Genomic DNA, 23,949 nt, shown 5'->3' with positions numbered 1-23,949 from the left:
GCATGTTACTTATTTAGTTAATCAGATTTACTTATAAAAGTCAAGTCTAATTTAACTAAGTTGGTCGGGGTGACAGGGATCGAACCTGCGACCTCATGGTCCCAAACCACGCGCGCTCCCATCTGCGCCACACCCCGGTAATCATATTGCTACATCTCGCAGCGACAATGATTATTCTACATGATGATTTTTAATCCGTCAATACCTTTTTTTATTTTTTTATATTTTTATTTTATACCTCTTTTATATATATTATTGGTTTTTTATCATCATCTAATTCAATATATCCTAAAGTCTTATCAATCTTACCCATTCCATGTGAAATACTTCCTGGATTCATCAATATTAATCCATCATACTCCTCAATAATAGGTAAATGAGAATGCCCAAATAACACTATATCTGCACCACTCTCTTTTCCTTTATAATAAATAGAATTATATCCATATTTAACACCATATTTATGTCCATGACACATAAATATTTTCTTACCTTTAATTTCTATTATTCTTTCTTCTGGATATTTACCATTAAAATCGCAATTCCCCCTAACAGCGTATACTTCTCCATGAAATTCTTCTGTAATTTCATTTAAATCATTTTCCCCATCCCCTAAAAAAATAAGCACTTCTGCATCACTTATTTTCTTCTTTATCTTACTTATACTACTTCTATTACCATGAGAATCACTTATCACTGCAATAAGCACTATAATCATCCCTTCACTATAAATTATCTAAATTGTTCATTAGAGCTCGAATGCGGTGATAACGAAAATTAATGATATTATCTCCATGAATTGTGTAATTTTCGTTAAGAATTTAATAATTGATGGAATAAAGTTGGCGTTAAGAAGTTTTTACTGTTTGAGCTAACCGCGAGTTTAAAAACTTTAGCCAACTTTACGTAATCAATTATATAAATTCTAGGCGAAAATTTCACAGTTCCCGTAAAATAAATATTTCATTTTTTCGCTTCCACATGCCGAACAATATTAAATTAGTATATCTTTAAGTTTTTTAAGAGCATTTCCTCTATGAGATATTGCATTCTTTTCTTCTGGTGTTGCTTCTCCAAATGTTTTATTGAATCCTTTATAGAAGAATAATGGATCGTATCCAAATCCACCTTCTGTTTTTAGCTCCTCTATAATAGTACCTTCAACTTCACCTCTTACAGTTTTAACACTACCATCTTCAAATACTACTGCTATTACACAAACGAATCTAGCACTTCTCTCATCACCCTTAAAATCTTTCATTTCTTGTAATAGTTTAAGATTATTTTTATAATCATTACCATGTTCACCAGCATATCTAGCTGAATATACTCCTGGTTCCCCATTTAAACAATCTACTTCTAACCCAGAATCATCTGATAAAACTATAAAATTACTTTCACCCTTATTTACTAAATATTGATGTATTTCCACTGCTTTCTTTTTTGCATTTTCTTCGAAAGTCAAACCATCTTCTTCAACTTCTATATCAATATCCATATCCTTTAATGAATAGACTTCAAAAGGAAATCCCTTAAGTATTTCTTTTATTTCTTTTATTTTCTTTAAATTATTACTAGCTAAAATTATTCTTTTCATACTACTCTCCCGTTCCAATCCATAAAGAATCCATTTTTAAACATTCCTTTTGTAATTGAATCATTTGTTTTATACCCTTTTCAGCTAAATCCAATAGCTCATTTAATTCTTTTCTATTAAATGGTGCTTCTTCTCCTGTACCTTGAATTTCTACAAATTCACCTTCATCTGTTCCAATAACATTCATATCAACCCTTGCAGTTGAATCTTCTTCATAACATAAATCTAGTAATTTTTCATCTCCAACGATACCTACACTTGTTGCACATAAAAACTTTCTAATAGGATATACCTTAAACGGCTTATGTCTATGAAGCTTATTCATAGCATCAACTAAAGCAACAAATGCACCACAAATAGAAGTAGTTCTTGTTCCACCATCGGCTTGAATTACATCACAATCTATCCAAATAGTCTTTTCTCCTAATGCCTTTAAATCTACAACAGATCTTAATGCTCTACCTATCAATCTTTGTATTTCCATAGTTCTACCATCAACTTTTAATCTTGCTATATCCCTAGGCTTTCTTGTTGCAGTAGAACGAGGAAGCATATTATATTCTGCTGTTATCCATCCTTCTCCTGTACCTTTTAAAAAGGGAGGAACCTTCTCTTCTATTGATGCAGTACAAATTACCTTAGTATCACCAACTTCAATTAAAACTGATCCCTCTGCATGTTTTATATAATTTCTAGTTATCTTTGCATGTCTAACCTGGTCATTCTTTCTTCCGTCACTTCTCATTTATAACTCCTCCATTTTAATAATTGCTTATATATATAAATTTCTCCTTTTTAAAAAAATAATGCAACAAATTCTCACTCTACTCATAATATTAATATAAGAATTAATTAAGAGGTGAAAAATTTGAGATATATTGGGCCATTTTTTAGAATGAATAGCCTTTCTGAAAAGGAAATTAACGGACAACTTTTTTATTTATCTAAAGAAGCAGTAAAAACTATTGTACTAAACTCTAGATGCGGTTTAGTCTCTCAAATAAAAAAGTATAATAAATTATCTTCCCCAATTGATATTACCACAAATAGTAACTTTTCTCCACTATTATGTGTGTATAGAAAGGCTTCTCCAACATTTATTCATAGTAAAAACTCAAACGGATTTGATGAAGAAACTTTTAAAAAAGAAATCAACCCAAGTACTAATGCATTAATGTCATTATGCTTATTAGAATTATTAGATTACTATAGAGGCTTTGAAAATATAGACAAAAGTATTTATTCAATCAATGAAATATACAAAAACTTGGCAAAAGACCAACTTGACTTTTACTCAACACATTTAAGAAATAGAGAAGGTGTATTTGTAGATAAGAAAAACATATTAGAAAATAATTCTAAAAATTTCAACCTAGTTGATAAAGATAAAAAATTCAAGTTTTCTGATCAGGCATTCATGATGATTGCATATTACTTATACTCTATAAAAAATCCTAATGATGAATCTTCTGATTTATATAAGGAATTTTCAGAACAAATTTTAAAGATGTTCTGTGATTTTAAAGATCAAATCTATGATTGTTCATTAGATGAAGTCTGCAAGGTTTTATTATCACTAAATGTTCTTTATAGCTATAATTATAATAATGATGAGTTGAAAGATTTAATTATAGATCTTACTGATTATGCTATGTGTAAATTTGATGAAAAAGATTATTATATTGATTCATTAGATACAGCTTCCTTATGTTCTATAGTTCTAACTTTATCTTATAAACATACAAAAATACTGACATTCTCAGAGAAAACAACAGAAATTATAAATAGGCTATATACATTATATGATGAGGATAAGGGAGCTTTTTATAAACTTTCTTCAAAAAAAGAAATTAAATATTCATGCTTTGATATTACATTTTATATTCTTGCTTTTATTATTTACCAAAATATAATTAACAATTCTAATGAATATCGAACTATGATATCTACTGTATATAAGAAATTTATTATTAACTCTGGTCTAATAACAAGTTGGCCAGAAGCTCCAACTTTAGATGATTATGAAAGATATCGTGGTTTTACTTTAAATTCTAATGATATGGTTGATGAAAGTTATTTTAGAATGCCTAATATACCAACCCCTGATAGTACTGGGATTGCTCCAATATTCAATAAATATATAACTTACAATAAACGTAAAGATTCATTTTCTATTAGTAAAAATACATTCGACAGCTATAGAAATTTCTTAAACTTCTTTTTACTTATTCATCTTTTTAAGGATGAATATATGGATGAATTAGGATTACTAGAAGATAATACCCTTTCAACCACTGAAGTTAGAAAATCACAAGAAGAATCTATTAACACTGATGTAGTATCTCCTGATGCAAATACTGGAACTGCAAAAATTATAGAAACTCAAGTTAATACTTCAACAGAGGTAATTCATACTGTTCCCGTTGATATGATAGTTGATGAAAATCCTATAGAAATACAACCAACCACCTTAAATAAATCTGATGAAAATAATGAACAAACAACTAAAATTTAATTATTATTGTAATTCAAAAAAGAATGATTAAGGAATAAAAATAGTATTCCTTAATCATTCTTTTTATTGTTTTATACTTTTAAAATCTATATTTCCATTTCCATCTAATATGTTGCTATCAACATTACTATCTACAGCTATTGTATTATTATAAAATAATAGCGGTAATATTCTATAATTATTAAATAAATCTTCTTCTATTTGTGAAAATAATTCTTCCTTCTCAGCTTTTGAGTTTGAATTATTTATCATTTCTCTTTGATCTTTTGGAATAAAACTAGAAATAGTATTTAAAAGTTGTTCATCATCATCTAATTTTGCATAAACATTAACTAAGGCAATATCATAATAATTTTTTTCACTAATTAGATTCATATCATCCTCAGATAATAAATTAACTACAATTGAAGTCTCAGTATTGTTTTTAAACCAATTAGTTATATAACTAGTTATATCTTTATTTTCAAGACTTTCTTGGGCTACTAATACAATCTTGGATGGCATAGTTATTTCTTTTTCAGTATTAACCATAACATTTCTACTTTGAAGTTTAGTTATATCCTCTTTGTCCTCTCTAAAATAACTACATTCTGCTAACTCAACTAATATATTGTTTTGATTTTGATATTCTTCTATAGCTTCATTCACTAACCTATAAATTTCATTTTTAACTTCATTAGAGAAGTTAGAATTATTTACATTAAAGGCTAAATATAATGCTTCATTTGATGGAGATTCTATTAGCTTTCCCTCTGTTTTCAACCTTTCTAATTGGCTTTTAGGAGGATTAATTACAATATCTCTACTTCCTATCTCAAAAGCTGCTAATGCTAAATCCTCACTTTCATCCTTAACTAAATGTATTGTTTGAGCTAATTCTACACTAGCTTTATCACTTCTTTTTAGTATAACCTCTGTTTCACTTATGCTATCAATACAATAATCTCCCGAATAAGGTATATCCTTATAATTTAAAGCTATATCCTCCCAAAACAAAACGTCTTTTCTTAACCTATACTGTGGCTTTGTTAGCTCTTCTATAAATCCATCATCTTTAGAATTTAATCTTATTTTTATACTGTTTTCATCAGAAGTAATTGCAACAGCTTCACTGAAACTTTTATCACTTTCTAAATAATCTTTTACTCCATAAACATTTAATAATGCTGATATTTCATTATCCTCTGTAATTACTTCTCTAAAAAATGAAACAATGTCTTCTGGTGTTATCTTATCACCATTACTCCAATATGCGTCATTTCTTATTTTAAAAACATATTCTAATCCATCATCATTTATTTCATAACTTTCTGCTAATGCCGGTTGTATATTCCCCTCTGAATCAATCTCTACTAATCCTTTACTAGTAGCACAAACTATATCTTGTTGCCTTTTATCTAAATCACCTATAGATTTTAAATTTGTTGGTATGCTATTTATTGAATACACAATATCAGCTGTATTATTTGAAACTTGTTGTGGTGTTGTATCTATAAAGCTTAATAAAATAATTATAGTTATAATTGAAATAGAAATAGTTAATATTATTTTTTTCAAACTTATTTCTCCTTTCTATATACTTTCTTTATAATTATAGACATAATTAATGAGAATTAATCTTTTAAATTATAAGTTAATATTTTTATAGCATTATTTCCAATTTATGATATAATCTTTTAAGTAAGATTCAAAATTTTATATTTTGTAAATAAAACTTTGCTCATCCAATAAAAAAGATGAGTTCCCTTTTATAAAATTATGGAGGTACTAATATATGACAACTGCACTACAAGTAGTTCAAATAATTTTCCAATCAGTAGCTATTATTTTTATGATTTGCTTTATGTTTATTGGAATATGGTCTTTCATAGCTTTTCTTAAAATGGCTAAGAATCAACGAATCCAAACTTTTTTACTTGAAAAAATACATAAAAGTATTTCATCACTTGAAAAAGTAGCAACTAAAGATGAAACTCCTTTAGATACAAATTTTTTAATGGAAGATTTAACAGCTAATGAAGACGATAATATTATAAAATTTGATGATAATATAAATTAAAAAAGCAGTTACAAATAGCTCTTATTTGTAACCGCTTTTTAATTTATTAAATCATTTTTTCAAATTCCTCTTCTGATAACACAGTAATTCCTAAATCTTGTGCTTTTGTTAATTTAGAGCCTGCTTCTTCTCCAGCTATAACATAATCTGTTTTCTTACTTACACTTCCTGAAACTTTCGCACCTAAAGCTTCTAATTTAGCTTTTATATCACCTCTAGAATAGTTTTGTAAAGTTCCTGTAACAACTACAGTTTTACCATTAAACGAACTTTCTACTATAACTTGCTCTTCAAATGAAGGATTCACTCCAAGGTTTAAAAGCTCATCTATAGTCGCTAATACTTTTTCCTCTTGAAAGAACTCTAAAACACATTTAGCTACTATATCACCAACATCTTGAACAGATACTAGTTCATCAAATGTAGCACTCTTTAACCCTTCTATTGATTTAAATTTATTAACTAAATCTTTAGCAGTTTTAACACCAACATTAGGAATACCTAATGCATATATAAATCTATATAATTCAGGCGTTTTACTTCTTTCTACTGCATCTAATAGATTTTGAGCTTTCTTTGGTCCAAATTTATCTAAAGTTAATAATTTTTCATAATCTAACTTATATAAATCTGCAATTGATCTTATATCAAGTTTTTCAAATAATTGCTCCGCTGTCTTTTCCGAAAATCCCTCAATATTCATAGCATCTCTACAAGCAAAATGAACAATACTTTTTACCATTTGAGGTTTACATGATAATGTATTTTCACAGAAATAGTGAGCTCCATCTAAAACTAAATGACTTCCACAAGCTGGACAAGTTTCTGGAACCTTAATTTCCTTAGCATTTTCTAAACTTGATTCAACAACTCCCATTATTTCTGGAATAACATCATTAGATCTTCTAATAAATACATCTGCACCTATCATTACACCTTTTCTTTTAATATCATCCATATTATTAAGGGTTGCTCTCTTAACTGTAACTCCAGCAAGCTCAACTGGCTCAAGTATTGCTGTAGGACCAACTCTACCACTTCTACCAACATTCCATTCAACATCTAAAAGTTTAGTTGTAGCCTCTTGAGCTTCAAACTTAAATGCAATTGCCCATTTAGGGAATTTAACTGTATATCCTAAAAGCTCTCTAGTTCTTATATCATCTATGGCAACAACAACTCCATCAATATCATAATTTAAATCAAATCTCATATCTTTGATTTCAGTTATATATTTTTCTACCTCTTCTAAAGTAGTTGCATATCTTATATAGTCATCCATTGGAAGACCTCTTTCTTTTATGAAGTTAAGCATTTCTTCATAAGTTTTAAAGTTTTGTTCTTCTTTATATCCTATATCATAGAAAAATGCTGAAAGTCCTCTTCTAGCTGTTTCCTTAACATTTAAATTTCTTAAAGCCCCAGCAGCACCATTTCTTAAGTTTTTAAGTGGTGTTTCTGATGTAGAGTTATATTTATCAAATGCTTCAACAGTCATTATTGCTTCACCATGAACTTCAAATAAATCACCAGTTGAAGTCTTTAAAGGAATTTCCTTTATAGTCTTAACTTGAGCAGTTACTTCTTCTCCTGTTTCACCATTTCCTCTTGTTGCAGCAGTTTGAAGAACTCCACTTTCATCATATGTTAAGTTAATAGTTAATCCATCAAACTTCTTTGTTATAACATATCTAAGATTAGGTAAGTTTTCACCTCTAGAATTCATTTCATTTACAAATTTAACATTCCTATTATGCCATTCTTTTATTTCATCAAAGCTTTGGGCCTTATCTAAACTCCAAAGTCTTGCTTTATGAGTATATTTATTAAATCCTTGAAGAACTACATCCCCAACTCTTTGCGTTGGTGAATAAGGCAATACATATCCTGTCTCCTCTTCTAAAGCTTTTAATTCATCATACTTGCTATCATATTCTTTATCAGATACCGATGGATTATCTAAAGAATAGTATTCATAGGCATATTTATTTAAAAGTTCAACTAATTCCTCTACACGAATCTTCTTATCCATTCAACTCTTCCTTTCTTCATCGATAAATTAAAAGTGGTAAGCTAAGAGTTTCATCTTACGCCTACCCCTTGTCACTTATACCTCTTATAAAATCTCTAGTTTTGCCATTGATAACATTAGCATTTTTACTCCTTGTTGATTAAATGCTATTGTTAATTTTTTATCTCCATTTACATCTGCTACTGTAATTATTGTTCCCTCACCAAATTTATCATGTTTAACTTTTCTTCCAATAGTAGCTTCTGAATCAGTCATTGTAGATGTTGATGAAGTTTTATTTGATATTAAAGTTGAGTTATTTCCTCCACCAAAGTTCCTATTCTCAAAAGTTCCATAATTGCTTCTTAAACTATGAGGATTGCTATAAGATGGTTTAAATCTACCATTTACTGTTCCAGCACCTGAGGCTGTCGTTACATCTTTGCTATCACCAGTAATTGTAACGTATTCTCTAAGTTCTGGCTTAATTTCAGAAATAAAATCTGATTGTGGATATGCTACCGTTCTACCAAATACTCTTCTAACTTCAGCAGAAGTCATAAATAAGGTTTCCTTTGCTCTAGTTATACCAACATAACAAAGTCTTCTAGACTCTTCCATCTCAGCATCACTATTAAATGATGCTTGACCTGGGAATATTCCATTTTCCATACCTACCATAAACACTACTGGGAACTCTAATCCTTTTGCACTATGAATGGTCATTAAAATAACGCTACCATTTTCATCTTCTTCATCTTCAAGTTTATCTGTATCTTGAACAAGAGAAACTTTCTCTAAGTAAGCTTCTAATTGTGTCTTATTTATATCAAATTCACTTGAGCCTGTTGCCTTTTCTTTTTCATAATTTTTCTCAAAATCCACTGCATCAGATACAAGTTCCTTTAAGTTTTCTATTCTACTCTTATCTTCAATTTGTTTTGAAGCTTCAAGTTCTTTAATATACCCTGTATCTTCTAAAATTGTCTCAATTAAATGTGATACTGGTACAGTTTCAGAAATCACCATTAGATTTTCCATAAGCTCCATAAATTTCTCGATTCCAACACAATTTCTAGCTGTTAATGTTGGAATAGTTCTAACTTCTGATAATGCATCCCATAAAGGTAACTCATAACTTTCAGCAAAATCTAAAACCTTTTGTATAGTTGCATCTCCAATTCCTCTCTTAGGAACATTTATTATTCTTCTTAAAGCTATACTATCAGAAGGATTAACTAGAACTTTTAAATAACTTAACATATCTTTAATTTCTTTTCTATCATAGAACTTAGTTCCACCAACAATTTTATAAGCTATTGCTGATCTTCTTAAACTTTCTTCAAATATACGTGATTGAGCATTAGTTCTGTAAAGTATAGCAAAATCTTTATATTGCTTATTTTGCTCTTTCTTTATTTTTTCTATTTGATTAGCTACAAATGTACCTTCATCTCCATCAGAATATGCTCTGTATATTTTTACCTTACTACCTGCATCTTGTTCAGTTCTCAGAACCTTACTTTTTCTTGTAGAATTATTAACTATAACTACATTAGCTGCATCTAATATATTTCCTTTTGAACGATAGTTTTGCTCTAATTTTATAACCTTAGCCTCTGGATAGTCCTTTTCAAATCCAAGTATATTTTTTATATCTGCACCACGCCACTCATAAATACATTGATCATCATCCCCTACCACGCAAATATTTCTATGCTTTGCTGCAAGTAGAGTTACAAGTTCATATTGAGCCCCATTAGTATCTTGATACTCATCTACCATAATATATTGGAATTTTCTTTGATAAAATTCTAATGTTTCTGAATTCTTTTTAAATAATTCTACTGTCTTACAAATTAAATCATCAAAATCTAAAGCATTATTTTCTTTTAATCTTTTTTGATACATTCTATAAACTTCAGCAATTTTCTTTTCTCTGAAGTTAGATTCGTGTTCTCTATAGTAAGCATCTGCACTTTGCATATTATCTTTTGCCTTGCTTATCTTACCCATTATTTCTTGTTCAGTTATTTCCTTGTCATTTATATTAAGAGTTTTTATACACTCTTTTATAAGTGTCTTTTGATCAGTTCCATCATATATAGTAAAGTTCTTCTTATATCCAAGCTTTTCAATTTCTCTTCTTAGTATTCTTACACAAGTTGAGTGAAATGTAGATATCCACATATCATTAGCCTTATCCCCTATAAGTGCCTGCACCCTTTCTTGCATTTCTTTAGCAGCTTTATTAGTAAATGTTATTGCTAATATTTTATAAGGAAAAATATTTAAATCTTCTATCATATGAGCCATTCTATGTGTTAAAACTCTAGTTTTACCTGAACCTGCCCCTGCTAAAATAAGTACGGGTCCCTCTACAGTTATCGCACCTTCATATTGTTCTTTATTAAGTAAAGATTTTAAATCCAAAAGAACATCCTCCCTTCATTTTCACGACTAAATTATCTTTTTTAATCGAACATACAATCTATATAAAAATTATTATAACATAGTTAGTATATATTATTACCATAATTAATTAAATTTAAAAAACCTATTATATAAAGGATGATATAATAAATCTTATTTAATTAATATTTTTAATAAAATAAATAAAATCTCAAAATGAAATCATTTACCAATTTTATTTTTGGACGCAAAAAAACGCAACCCTTGGGGCTAGGTTGCGCTTCAGCAATAAGCAATAAATAAAAAGGGGGCTATTTAATTCCTTTTATTTATCCTTGCATTAATATTATAGTAAAGAAAATTTTATATTGCAAGGTATTTTTGAAAAATATCTTGCTAAATTTTATACATATGAATGTTTTACTATCATTTTTCGTTTTCTTTCGTTAAAAACTCTTTAATATAGCCAATTCTTCATCAGTAAGTTCTCTATATTCGCCTTCTTCTAAATCTTCATCCAATGGCAATGTACCAAACTCAGTTCTCTTTAAGTACGTAACCTTTTTACCTACAGCCTCAAACATCCTCTTAACTTGATGGAATTTACCTTCTTGAATTGTAATCATAACTTCTGATCCGTCATCAGTAGCACTTAATACTTCTAGTTTTGCTTCCTTACAAAGATATCCATCATCTAATGTTATTCCAGCCTTAAATTTACTTATATCTTCATCAGTAACTTTCTTATTTATCTTAGCATAATAAACCTTATCAACCTTCCACTTTGGAGATATTAATCTATGATTCAGTTCACCATCATTTGTTAATAATAACAATCCTACTGTATCCTTGTCTAATCTTCCTACTGGGAATGGTTCAAATACTTGATGCTCAACCTCTAACAAGTCAATCACCGTTTCATCTCTATTATCATAAGTAGCAGATACTACTCCATCAGGCTTATTCATCATTAAATAAATAAACTTTCTATAGAAAATTTCTTCTCCATTAATTACAATTTTATCATTTTCAGGATCTACTTGCATTCCACTATCCTTAGCTACTTCCCCATTAACCTCAACTAATCCACTCCTGCAAATTTTCTTAAGTTCTTTTCTTGTACCATAACCTAAATTAGATAGTACCTTATCTAGTCTTTCCATAAAACACCTCGTAAAACTATTATATAGCTTATTCTATTATTAATATCCCCCAATTGCAAGAATTTAAAAGTACAACCTCTAGAATACATCCATATACTGGATGTTCCCCGGAGGTGCATACATTTTTTGGAACTATATAACTTCAAACTCGATAGTATCATAATCTTCATATGGAACATCTTTGTGAAAACTTTTATCTAAAACTAGTACTCTATACTTACCACTCTTAAACGGAATAAATGTATAATAATTTTTCCTACTATATCCTTGTGATAAAACCCATTCACCATTTATCATAATATAAAATTCGTAACATACTTCTTTTCCACCTTTTGATATTGCTTCAAAAGTAACTTCTTTTCCTATCTTTAAATCATTAGATGACAGCTGTAATTTTGTTGAATTTACAGGTACAACCTCATGAACATAAATAGAAACTTCCTTTTTGCTATCATATTCTTCAGTAGACTTTATATTCTTTGCGTATATTACAAAAGTATATTTTCCTGGACATTTAGGTTTTATCTTTATTGCTTTTTCATCTATAAATTCAGTGTTTTCTACTTCATATCCGTTTATTTTTGTTACAAATTTAGTTAAAACGCTTTTTGTGTTTTTAATAATTGCCTCAATATTAATTATATCTCCTACTAAATAGGTTTCTTTGCTATTTAATAAAATATAATCAATATCTGCTGCTATATAATCTTTTACTTCAATAAATAAAGATGTTGATGCATCATAATCTTTTGAAGAAAATTCATCTTTTAATCTAATATCAACTTCATACTCCCCAACTTCTTCTGGTATAAAGTTAATCCAATTGTTTGTCGCATAATCTGCACTCTCTTTTTCAATCCCATTTTTATATATGGTAAACTTATATATAGGTTTAATTCCACCATCAGCTTTAACTTTAATATTTACAGATTCACCTACTATACATCTTTTCCCTTTATCACATTTAACATCAACTATTCTAACAGGCTTTTCCCCTTTATTATAAACTTCATATTGAATAGATGTTATATCCTCATGATCTCCTCCAAATGAAATATCTTTAACTTTAAGAGTTATTTTATATTTACCTTCATCTCTAGGCTCCCATATAAACTCATTTCCTCTTATATATCCACTATCTTCAGAAACAGGACCTTCTATAATATATCTATATAATAATTCTCTTCCTCCATCTACTAAAGCTAATAAATTCACTTCTGTTCCAACTGATTGTGGTGATTTAATATCACTTTTAAATGATCTAATCTTAACCTCATTATATGGCTCTACATTATAAACAATAACAGCTCTATCATCAAAAGAATTTGTTGAGAACATATCTCTTACATGACATAATAACTTATATTCACCTGGCAATTTTTCCTTAAAAGTAACCATACTCTTAGAAGAAAAATCTTGAATACAAGTAACTCGTCCTTCTTTATTTATCTTTAAAAATTTATATAATAAAGGTCTATTTTTTTCATAATTAGCTTCAACCTTAAAAATTAACTCTTCATTAACCAACATATTTTGAGTTAAACATAGAAAGTTTGTTATTTCGATCTCTTCTAAATCCTTAACTTCAAACTTTACAGTTGTAAAATCATCAACATTTCTTTCAGATTGTACATTTTTACATTCTATTAATACTTCCATCTTACCTGGATTTGTAGCTGTAAAAACAAATTCATTTTCCGTAGTATAATCTCTTAAAATTTCCCAATCTTTTTTTCCCTTTATCCAAAACCTGTATAACACTAGTTCTTCGTTAGAACTAACACTAATGTGTAATTTTTCCCCTACATTTATTTTATTTTTATCTATTTCAACTTTATTGATTAATTTTGAATTTTCTACTATTTCATATTCTGATCTACCAAGATAGTCATATGCATTTTTACAATTAGTTGATTTTCCTTGAACCATTATCATATACTTACCTGGTTTAGTAGGTTTCCACGTACAAATATTGCTTTTTGAAAAGTCTTGTATAGGCTTCCATATCCCCTCAATTCCTTCCATAAACTTATATTCAACATCATCGTTTTCTGTTAAAAATGCTGCAATATTTATATTTTTATTTAAGTCAGCAGGGCTTTTATTGTCAAAATCAATTAAAACCTCTTTCATTTATCTCCACCTCACCATTTCGTATATGATTAAACCACTACAGTTTACATATTTTTCTATTTCAATTATACTATTTCCTTTTTAAAATAAAAACTGAAATTTGTCTAATATATATAAAAAAAAGAACAAACTATAGATATATTTCTACAGCTTATTCTATATTTTTATCTTTTATTAAATATAATAAATTATTTTGTAATCTATTATCATCTTCTATAGTTCTTTTTTTAGCATTAGGAGTTTTTCCTCCACCTCGTCTTATCTTTTGAGATAAATGCCTTTGCTCTAACATAGCTCCAATATTTTCATTTGTGTAAATATATCCCTTAGGACTAATTACATTAGCTTTCTTACCTAAACAAATAGCAGCAACACCATAATCTTGAGAAACTATAATATCACCATTACTACATTCATTTACTACCTTCATATCAACACTTTGAAATCCACTATCAACAACTCTAACTTCTCCATAATTTACTGTTATGTAATGATTAATATCACAATAAATTATAACTTCTAGCTCATACTTCTTTGCTATATTTGTAATAATGGAGATACCTGGACAGGCATCTCCATCAACTATAATCTTCATATTATAAAATAATTATTTTAATCTAGATTCTAATTCAGCTTTTAATTCTTCATAACCTGGCTTACCAAGTAAAGCAAACATATTTTTCTTGTAAGCTTCAACTCCTGGTTGGTCAAATGGATTTACCCCTAATAAGTATCCACTTATTCCACAAGCTTTTTCAAAGAAGTAAACTAATTGTCCAAAGTAGTATGGGCTTAACTCTGGAATATTTAATACCATATTTGGTACTCCACCGTCATTATGAGCTAATAAAGTTCCTTGGAATGCTTTCTTATTAACGAAATCAACAGTCTTTCCTGCTAAGAAGTTTAATCCATCTGCATCATTTTCAGAAGCTTCTATAACTATTTCTTTAGCAGCCTTTTCTACGTTAAGAACTGTTTCAAACATTATTCTATTACCATCTTGAATGAATTGACCCATTGAATGTAAGTCAGTTGAGAAATCAACTGCTGCTGGGAATATACCCTTTTGATCCTTACCTTCTGATTCTCCATATAATTGTTTCCACCATTCATTGAAATAGTGTAATGATGGTTCATAGTTAACTAATACTTCTACTGCTTTACCTTTATTATATAAAGCATTTCTCATAGCAGCATATTGATAACAAGCATTTTCCTTTAATGAAGGATTAGCGTAAATTTCTCTTGCATCAGCAGCTCCTTGCATCATTTCTTCAATATTTATTCCTGCTGCTGCGATTGGTAATAAACCAACTGCTGTTAAAACAGAAAATCTTCCACCAACATTATCTGGAACAACAAAAGTTTCATAACCCATTTGATCTGCTAAACCTTTTAATGCTCCTCTTTCTTTATCAGTAGTAGCAAATATTCTTTCTTTTGCTCCTTCAACTCCATATTTCTTTTCCATGAAGTCTTTGAATAATCTAAATGCTATTGCAGGTTCAGTTGTAGTACCTGATTTAGATATAACATTAACAGATACATCTAATCCTTCTATAGCTTCAAATAACTCTGATATATATGTTGAACTTATATTATTTCCAACGAAGAATACCTTTGGAGTCTTTCTCTTGTTATTTGGTAATACATTATAGAAATTGTTTGTTAACATTTCTATAGCAGCTCTTGCTCCAAGGTATGAACCACCTATTCCTATAACAACTAAAACATCTGAATTTGATTGAATTTTTTTAGCTGCAGCTTGTATTCTTGCAAATTCTTCTTTGTCATAATTAACTGGTAGGTCAACCCATCCTAAAAAGTCGTTACCAGCTCCTGTACCTTCATGAATTGTATCATGAGCCCACTTAACCATACCTTCCATCTTATCTAATTCAAATAAAGATGCATATGGTTGAACTTTTGATAAATCTAAACTTAAACCATTTTTCATTTTCATACCTCCAAATAATGTGGGATTTTTAACAATATTTATTATATCACAATTTTTCTTATACTAACAATTTTAACTATAATTTATTCCGTCATAGATTTAATTACTTGTTGAATTTTTTCTTGATTTAAATCCTTAGCTTTTCCTATATTGCCATCAAGTTTATCCCATACATAATTATGAACTTCAACTCCATTTGAAAAGTCTAATTCTAACCATTTTTTTAATTCATCTGATAGATAGTCATCTCTACCTTTTGATTCATTAACCATTTGAGTAACAGCTTCTCTAGTAATCTCATTTTGACCCCATATTTGCCCATCATCCGCTATTATTATAGTATTAGCCATATGATGAACGGTCTGATAACATTGAGTTAAATCCATAGTTGCTTCTGGAATACCTTCACTTTCTACAACTTCATTTTTCTTTTCTGAATTTTTTTCTTCATTAATTTCACTAACTTTATTAAATGCAAAATTAACTATTTCATAGCCATTACTCCATAATACTAATATTGTTGAAAGCGATATTATTAGTACTAAAAGAATTACAATTACTTTTTTTACATTTGATGATTTTTCTTCAAACTCTTCTTGGAAATCATCTTCAAAATCATCATTTTCATTGCCTTCTTTTGACTTTTGCTCATCATCATCTATCATCTCTTTAATTTTTTTATTCATAAAATCCTCTACATTTGTTTCTTTATTTCCCTTTGATTCCATATTATTATCCTCTTCATTAATTTCTCGTTTATCACGTTTAATAGTTTCATTTAGTCTTTCTTTAACACTTCTCCCCATAAATGTACCCCTCCCAATTTACACTTAGTTTTGTAATTATTATACCATAATATTACATCTATGGTTACTTAAAGCATATTTTTAATATTTTTTCACTTTAGCTCTATTTTTTTAATTCATCAATTTTATTTTTCACTTCATTTATATATTCCTCAAAAGTTAATCCTCTATTCATTATATCTTCAGCTACCTCTTCATTTCCAATATATCTAAAATGCCACGGTTCATAATTATATCCTGTAATATCCTCCTTCCCCTTTAAATACCTTAATATGAATCCATACTTATAACAATTTTCAGTAAGCCATCTAAATGCATCTGTATTTTCAAAACCTTCATCTAAAGTCTGATACTCATTACATAAAATATCTATAGCTAGTCCACTTTGATGCTCTGAAGCACCTGGCTCTGCAGTATAAGCACGTGTTTTTTCTTCTCCCTTTTCCCTAACTCTAGATTCATATAATTTCTTTTGTAAGCTATAGCTTCTATATCCAGAGATCCCAATTAATGAAATACCATCTTGTGCTGCTGCATCAAACATTTTTTTTGCCGCAGCTGATGTAGCACTTTCTAAATTATTATCCTGAACATATTCTAAAAATTTTGCTTCAGATTTTTTCAAATTGATAGGAACATAACTTTTATCTAATCTATTATCCCTGTTAATTAAAACAAAGTACTGATTGTTTAATATACTCTCTAAATATTCTAACTCCTTATAATCGCTTTCCATATCTTCATATTCTAAACTTTTTTCATCTAAACTTGACAATAGTACTTCACTACTACTATTATTTATACTCTCATCATTATAATCATTTTCTATATTACTTTCCCCATTAGTAGTTAAGTATCCTACTCCTACTCCAACTACAATACCTACTATCACTAATGAGAGCTTCAATTTTTTTAAAATATTATTCATAATATTCTCCTTAACAAACTTCATAACTATATACAATATCTTTAAATATATAACTATTTCTAGTAACATTCACCTTTTATTATAATATCTTATATATATTTTTCCAATTAATTAATAAAGCTTTTCTTCTTTTTATTAATCATTATCTATATAAGCATAATAGCATCTTTATAGTTACATAACAAAAAAATTGCTACAAACGTGTAAAAATACACATTTGTAGCAATTTAAATTTTACTCGAATTCTATAGTTGCTGGTGGTTTTCCTGTACAATCGTACATTACTCTATTAACCCCGTTAACTTCATTAACTATTCTTGTTGTTACTTTTCCAAGAACTTCCCATGGAAGGTCAGCTGATTCTGCTGTCATAAAGTCACTTGTAGTTACTGCCCTTAAAGCAATTGCATAATCATAAGTTCTTTCATCACCCATAACTCCAACTGATCTCATATTAGTTAAGGCTGCAAAATATTGTCCTATAGTTTTATCTAATCCAGCATTAGCAATTTCTTCTCTGTAAATTGCATCAGCATCTTGAACTATTCTTACTTTTTCAGCAGTTACCTCACCAATTATTCTTATACCAAGTCCTGGTCCTGGGAATGGTTGTCTGTATACTAACTTTTCAGGAATTCCAAGTTCTAAACCTGCTTTTCTAACTTCATCCTTAAATAATAATCTTAATGGTTCTATTATTTCTTTAAAATCAACGTAGTCAGGAAGCCCTCCAACATTATGGTGAGATTTAATAACTGCAGATTCACCTAATCCACTTTCAATTATATCTGGATAAATTGTACCTTGAACTAAGAAGTCCACTGCTCCAATTTTTTTAGCTTCTTCTTCAAATACTCTTATAAATTCTTCACCTATGATTTTTCTCTTAGTTTCTGGATCTTCTACTCCAGCTAACTTTTCATAGAATCTTTCTTGAGCATTTACTCTTATGAAGTTTAAGTCATATTGACCTTCTGGCCCAAATATAGCTTCTACTTCATCACCTTCATTTTTTCTAAGTAGACCATGGTCAACAAATACACAAGTTAATTGCTTACCAATAGCTTTTGATAAAAGTACTGCAGCAACAGATGAATCTACTCCACCTGATAATGCGCATAACGCTCTACCATTTCCTACTTTTTCTCTTATTTCTTCAATTGTCTTTTCAACAAATGAATCCATCTTCCAGTCTCCTGAACATTTACAAATGTTATAAACGAAGTTTGATAACATCTTAGTTCCTTCTACAGTATGCATAACCTCTGGATGGAATTGAACTGCATAAAGATTCTTTTCTTCACATTCCATAGCTGCTACTGGACAAACTGGGGTATTACCTATTATTTTAAATCCTTCTGGAGATTTTTCTATGTAATCTGTATGACTCATCCAACAAATTGTTGTTTCATGTACACCATCAAATAATTTTGATCCATTATCAACTTTTACTACAGTCTTACCATATTCACTTACTGGAGCAGTTGCAACGCTTCCTCCAAGAACATGTGCCATAAGTTGTGAACCATAGCAAATACCAAGTACAGGTATTCCTAATTCAAATACTGCTTTATCACATAAAGGAGAATTTTCACCATATACACTGTTCGGTCCTCCAGTGAAGATTATTCCCTTTGGATTCATTTCTTTTATCTTTTCAACACTTAAATTATAAGGATGAACTTCACAATATACATTACATTCTCTAACTCTTCTTGCAATTAACTGGTTATATTGACCACCAAAGTCAAGTACTAATACTAATTCTTTATTCATTAGAATCCTCCTAATGTTTTTTCTTTAATTATCTCGTAAAATTATACATTTTTCAACAAAAATAGAATTATATTTCTCCATTTATAAATAACAGATAATAGTTAAGGGGTAAACTTCCTTAAGAATTCCCTCAACTATCATCTATTTACTATTAATCTCTAACTAAATAATTACTCTCTAACGCTATAGTTTGGAGCTTCCTTAGTTATGTTTATATCATGTGGATGACTTTCTCTTATTCCTGATGCTGTTTGAACAACAAATCCTGCGTTTTCATATAAATCTTCTAAAGTTGGAGCTCCAAGGTATCCCATACCAGATCTAATTCCACCAATTAATTGATATAAAGTATCTGCTACTACACCTTTATAAGCAACTCTTCCTTCAACACCTTCTGGAACAAACTTTTTAGTTCCATTTTGGAAGTATCTATCAGATGAACCTTTTTCCATAGCTCCTAAAGAACCCATTCCTCTGTAAACTTTATAGCTTCTTCCTTGATATATTTCCATTTCTCCTGGTGCTTCTTCACAACCTGCAAGCATTGATCCCATCATACAAGCACAAGCTCCACCAGCTAAAGCCTTAACTATATCTCCTGAATACTTAAGTCCTCCATCAGCAATTACTGGAACTCCATGTTTTCTTCCTTCTTCAGCACAATCCATAACTGCAGTTAATTGAGGAACCCCTACCCCTGCAACTATTCTTGTTGTACAAATAGATCCTGGTCCAATACCAACTTTAATACAGTCAGCTCCAGCCTCTGCTAAATCTCTTGTAGCTTCCGCAGTTGCAACATTACCAGCAATTATTTGAAGTTCAGGATATTTAGCTTTTATCTTCTTAACTCCTTCAATAACTCCTTTTGAATGTCCATGAGCTGTATCTAATGTAATAACATCAACTTGAGCCTTAACTAAAGCATCAACCCTATCCATCATATCATTAGTTATACCAACAGATGCTCCGCAAAGAAGTCTTCCTCTTGAATCTTTTGCTGCATTTGGGTATGCTCTAACTTTTTCTATATCTTTTATTGTTATAAGTCCTTTTAAATTATTCTCTTTATCAACTAAAGGTAATTTTTCTATTTTATGAGTCTTTAATATTTCTAAAGCCTCATCTAAAGTAGTTCCTTCTGGAGCTGTTACTAATGGACTCTTAGTCATAACATCTGAAACTATCTTATCATAATTTGTTTCAAATACTATATCTCTGTTAGTTATAATTCCAACTAATTTAGTTCCTCTTGTTACTGGAACACCTGATATTCTATATTGAGCCATTAAATCTAATGCTTCTCTTACAGTATGGTTTTCATTTAAGAATATTGGATCTGTAATTACTCCATTTTCTTGTCTTTTAACTCTATCAACTTCTTTTGCTTGGTCTTCTATTGGCATATTTTTGTGAATAATTCCGATTCCACCTTCTCTAGCCATAGCTATAGCCATTTTTGATTCAGTAACTGTATCCATACTAGCACTCATTAATGGTATGTTTAATGTTATTGTTTTTGTTAATTGAGTTTTTAAACTAACTTGATGTGGTAAAACTTCTGATTTATTTGGTACTAATAATACATCATCAAATGTGTAAGCTGTTTTTAATATTCTTGCCATACTTAATCTCTCCTATCATTATTATTTATCTTTCTATATATGTGATAAATGCAATTCTTATTTAGTCATTTTGGGAACCCACCAAATAAAAATAAGCATATTAAGTCCTCTATCTATAAGTGAACGTTAATATGCTTTTATCTTACACATTATTCGTGTTTAGAAAAAATATATTAAATTCACTCATAGATGAAAATTTAAGGTTTTCAGTAGAAACTCCCTGCCATATTCAGGGTTTATATGAGCCTTTTTATTATTCGTGTTTTTTTGCTTTTTATTATTATAGTTTATACAATATAGCTTGTCAATACATCAATTTTATAATACTATTTTTATTTTATTATTTAATTTAAACTCATACTAAAAACATTTAAAATACGTTTCTATTAATAAACTTCCATAAATACATGTAATTACTCCCCCAATTGCTAAGTAAGGTCCAAATGCAATTTCCGCTTTTTTATCCTTAATCTTAAAAATTAAAATTAATCCTGCTATAATACCACCAAGAATTATAGATATAAATAAAGTAACAATAATACCTTCAATACCTAAAAACAATCCACAAATCAATGCAATATCAATATCACCTTCACCCATACCATGAGTTAAAATCACTATAAGATAAATAACTCCAAACCCTATAAACGTTCCAACTATGTAATTCCATAGTATTGCTTTAGTTTCTATCCACATTAATATATTAAATATTATCCCTGAAACTATTCCAAATATAACTGTTGAATTATACACATATTTAGTTTCAAAATCAATAAATCCTATCACTATTAAAAGTGATACAAATAAGCAGAATTTAAAAAAATCTAAAGTCAATCCATATTTCAAATAAATTAATAAATATAGACATGCGTTTAAAATTTCAACTAATGGATATCTTATTGATATCTTTTCTTTACACCTTCTACATCTAGCACCTAAAAATATATAGCTAAAAACTGGAATTAAATCCTTTGGCTTTAAATTATATCCACAACTTGTACAATGTGATTGTGGAAAAGATATTGATTCTTCTCTAGAAATCCTATATATACAAACATTTAGAAAACTTCCTATTATCAATCCTAATAATATTATTAAAACCATTTTAATTACTCCCCCTTATCCTAATAAAATATTACTTAATTAATGAAAATTAACCTACTCTTAGATTAGATAGTATATCGGTTATACAGATCCTTTATATTAATATTTTCTATATTTTAATATAATTAACACATATACAAATTTTTATACACAATAAAAGGAGGATTCAAATTTGAATCCTCCCAATCATACATATTTATAAATATTATTTATTTTGTACTTAATTAGTACATTCCATCCATTCCACCCATTCCTGGTGCACCTGGCATTGGAGCTTCTTTTTGCGGAATATCAACAACAGCTGCTTCTGTTGTTAAGAATGTTGATGCTACAGATGCAGCATTTTGAAGTGCACTTCTTGTAACCTTAGTTGGATCTACTATTCCAGCCTTAAGCATATTTACATACTCATCATGTAATGCATCATATCCCATTCCAGTTTCAGAGTTTTTAATTTTTTCTATAATTACAGAACCTTCAACTCCTGCATTAGTAGCTATTTGTCTCATTGGTTCTTCTAATGCTCTAACTATGATATTTATACCAACTTGTGTATCAGCAACATCTGATTTTAATTCTGCAACTTTGTTAATTACATTAACATAAGCAGTTCCACCACCTGGTACTATACCTTCTTCAACTGCAGCCTTAGTAGCAGCTAAAGCATCTTCAATTCTAAGCTTTCTTTCTTTAAGTTCTGTTTCTGTAGCCGCACCAACTTTTATTACTGCAACACCACCAGAAAGTTTAGCTAATCTTTCTTGTAATTTTTCTTTATCAAATTCAGAAGTAGTTTCTTCTATTTGACTTCTTATTTGATTAACTCTTTCCTTAATAGCATTGCTATCTCCTCTACCATTTACAATAGTAGTGTTATCCTTAGTTATCTTAACACTTTCAGCTTGCCCTAGCATTTCTAAAGTAGTTTCTTTTAAATCTCTTCCTAACTCTTCAGAAATTACTTGCCCACCTGTTAAAATAGCTATATCTTGAAGCATTTCTTTTCTTCTATCACCAAATCCAGGAGCTTTAACAGCAACACAATTAAATGTTCCTCTTAATTTATTAACTACTAATGTAGCCATTGCTTCTCCTTCAATATCCTCAGCAATTATTAATAACTTCTTACCTGTTTGAACAATTTGCTCTAATATAGGTAGTATTTCTTGTATGTTTGTAATCTTCTTATCTGTTATTAATATAAGTGGATTATCTAATAAAGCTTCCATCTTTTCTGTATCTGTTACCATATATGCTGAAACATATCCTCTATCAAATTGCATACCTTCAACAACATCTAATTCAGTACCCATTGATTTAGATTCTTCAACAGTAATAACTCCTTCATTGCCTACCTTCTCCATAGCATCTGAAATAAGCTTACCGATTTCATTATCAGCTGCCGAAATAGCTGCAACTCTAGCTATATCTTCCTTACCACTAACTGGTTTAGATATTTCTAATATTTCCTTAACTGCTGTATCAACAGCTGTTCTTATACCATTTCTAATTAACATTGGATTTGCACCAGCTGTTACATTTTTTAAACCCTCTCTTATAATAGCTTGAGCTAAAAGAGTAGCTGTAGTAGTACCATCCCCTGCAACATCATTAGTCTTTGTTGCAACTTCCTTTACTAATTGAGCTCCCATGTTTTCATATGGATCTTCTAACTCTATTTCTCTTGCAATTGAAACACCATCATTAGTTATAAGTGGTGAACCAAACTTCTTATCTAAAACTACATTTCTACCTTTAGGCCCTAAAGTAACCTTAACTGTATCTGCTAACTTATCAACACCAACTTGCATTGATCTTCTAGCTTCTTCACCAAATTGAATCATTTTTGCCATATTAATA

Annotated in this window: 18 protein-coding genes, 1 tRNA gene and 1 riboswitch; of the genes, 2 read left to right on the top strand and 17 right to left on the bottom strand. The window is 29.3% G+C overall.

The features are described from left to right. Positions 1-61: 61 nt before the first annotated feature. The 4 genes from Q0Y03_RS09690 to rph form a co-directional block, all read right to left on the bottom strand. Positions 62-137 (bottom strand) — tRNA-Pro (locus tag Q0Y03_RS09690). A 95-nt stretch (positions 138-232) separates the two neighbouring features. After that, the gene (locus tag Q0Y03_RS09685; protein ID WP_363318734.1) at positions 233-718 is read right to left on the bottom strand and encodes a metallophosphoesterase; all 486 of its coding nucleotides are present in this window, start codon (positions 716-718) and stop codon (positions 233-235) included. Between the two features lie 276 nt (positions 719-994). Then, positions 995-1,597 (bottom strand): XTP/dITP diphosphatase, encoded by a 603-nt coding sequence (locus Q0Y03_RS09680; RefSeq protein WP_297713620.1) that lies wholly within the window; start codon positions 1,595-1,597, stop codon positions 995-997. 1 nt (position 1,598) lies between these two features. After that, positions 1,599-2,342, bottom strand: a complete 744-nt coding sequence (gene rph / locus Q0Y03_RS09675) for a ribonuclease PH (RefSeq protein ID WP_291675924.1) — start codon at positions 2,340-2,342, stop codon at positions 1,599-1,601. Positions 2,343-2,465: 123 nt separating this feature from the next. Between rph and Q0Y03_RS09670 the strand changes: the two genes are divergently transcribed. Continuing rightward, the gene (locus tag Q0Y03_RS09670) at positions 2,466-4,112 is read left to right on the top strand and encodes a hypothetical protein (RefSeq protein ID WP_297713619.1); all 1,647 of its coding nucleotides are present in this window, start codon (positions 2,466-2,468) and stop codon (positions 4,110-4,112) included. 63 nt (positions 4,113-4,175) lie between these two features. On the opposite strand, the gene Q0Y03_RS09665 is transcribed toward Q0Y03_RS09670, so the two are convergent. Continuing rightward, a complete protein-coding gene (locus tag Q0Y03_RS09665) occupies positions 4,176-5,669 on the bottom strand; it encodes an ABC transporter substrate-binding protein (protein ID WP_297713618.1) in 1,494 nt (497 codons plus the stop codon). A gap of 217 nt (positions 5,670-5,886) precedes the next feature. Here Q0Y03_RS09665 and Q0Y03_RS09660 point away from each other — a divergent pair, with 217 nt between their 5' ends. Then, entirely contained in the window at positions 5,887-6,171 is a 285-nt protein-coding gene (locus Q0Y03_RS09660) for a hypothetical protein (protein WP_297713617.1), read from the top strand. A 46-nt stretch (positions 6,172-6,217) separates the two neighbouring features. Here Q0Y03_RS09660 and ligA read toward each other — a convergent pair whose 3' ends face one another. From ligA to groL, 12 genes are all read right to left on the bottom strand, one after another. Next, on the bottom strand, positions 6,218-8,203 hold the full coding sequence (gene ligA / locus Q0Y03_RS09655) for an NAD-dependent DNA ligase LigA (protein ID WP_297713616.1): 1,986 nt from the start codon (positions 8,201-8,203) through the stop codon (positions 6,218-6,220). Positions 8,204-8,287: 84 nt separating this feature from the next. Then, complete coding sequence (gene pcrA / locus Q0Y03_RS09650) at positions 8,288-10,615, bottom strand: DNA helicase PcrA (RefSeq protein WP_297713615.1); 2,328 nt, start codon at positions 10,613-10,615, stop codon at positions 8,288-8,290. A 425-nt stretch (positions 10,616-11,040) separates the two neighbouring features. Continuing rightward, positions 11,041-11,757, bottom strand: a complete 717-nt coding sequence (locus tag Q0Y03_RS09645) for a pseudouridine synthase (protein ID WP_297713614.1) — start codon at positions 11,755-11,757, stop codon at positions 11,041-11,043. A 132-nt stretch (positions 11,758-11,889) separates the two neighbouring features. Beyond that, positions 11,890-13,890, bottom strand: coding sequence for a triple tyrosine motif-containing protein (locus tag Q0Y03_RS09640; protein ID WP_297713613.1), 2,001 nt, complete (start codon positions 13,888-13,890; stop codon positions 11,890-11,892). A 151-nt stretch (positions 13,891-14,041) separates the two neighbouring features. Continuing rightward, positions 14,042-14,485, bottom strand: a complete 444-nt coding sequence (locus tag Q0Y03_RS09635) for a YaiI/YqxD family protein (RefSeq protein ID WP_294139025.1) — start codon at positions 14,483-14,485, stop codon at positions 14,042-14,044. A gap of 12 nt (positions 14,486-14,497) precedes the next feature. After that, on the bottom strand, positions 14,498-15,850 hold the full coding sequence (locus Q0Y03_RS09630) for a glucose-6-phosphate isomerase (protein ID WP_297713612.1): 1,353 nt from the start codon (positions 15,848-15,850) through the stop codon (positions 14,498-14,500). A gap of 83 nt (positions 15,851-15,933) precedes the next feature. Continuing rightward, on the bottom strand, positions 15,934-16,656 hold the full coding sequence (locus Q0Y03_RS09625) for a DUF6241 domain-containing protein (protein ID WP_297713611.1): 723 nt from the start codon (positions 16,654-16,656) through the stop codon (positions 15,934-15,936). Positions 16,657-16,759: 103 nt separating this feature from the next. Then, a complete protein-coding gene (locus Q0Y03_RS09620) occupies positions 16,760-17,584 on the bottom strand; it encodes a M15 family metallopeptidase (RefSeq protein WP_297713610.1) in 825 nt (274 codons plus the stop codon). A 234-nt stretch (positions 17,585-17,818) separates the two neighbouring features. After that, the gene (gene guaA / locus Q0Y03_RS09615; RefSeq protein WP_297713609.1) at positions 17,819-19,360 is read right to left on the bottom strand and encodes a glutamine-hydrolyzing GMP synthase; all 1,542 of its coding nucleotides are present in this window, start codon (positions 19,358-19,360) and stop codon (positions 17,819-17,821) included. 170 nt (positions 19,361-19,530) lie between these two features. Further along, on the bottom strand, positions 19,531-20,985 hold the full coding sequence (guaB, locus tag Q0Y03_RS09610; protein WP_297713608.1) for an IMP dehydrogenase: 1,455 nt from the start codon (positions 20,983-20,985) through the stop codon (positions 19,531-19,533). 166 nt (positions 20,986-21,151) lie between these two features. Beyond that, positions 21,152-21,249: riboswitch (purine riboswitch) on the bottom strand. Positions 21,250-21,345: 96 nt separating this feature from the next. Further along, complete coding sequence (locus tag Q0Y03_RS09605; protein WP_297713622.1) at positions 21,346-22,095, bottom strand: A24 family peptidase; 750 nt, start codon at positions 22,093-22,095, stop codon at positions 21,346-21,348. A gap of 218 nt (positions 22,096-22,313) precedes the next feature. Next, a complete protein-coding gene (gene groL, locus Q0Y03_RS09600) occupies positions 22,314-23,942 on the bottom strand; it encodes a chaperonin GroEL (RefSeq protein WP_297713607.1) in 1,629 nt (542 codons plus the stop codon). Between the last annotated feature and the right edge of the window lie 7 nt (positions 23,943-23,949).

The organism is Clostridium sp., assembly GCF_026168755.1.
Lineage (GTDB): Bacteria > Bacillota > Clostridia > Clostridiales > Clostridiaceae > Clostridium.
Note: the sequence above shows the minus strand (reverse complement) of the source record. Positions and strands in the feature narration are given on the sequence as shown.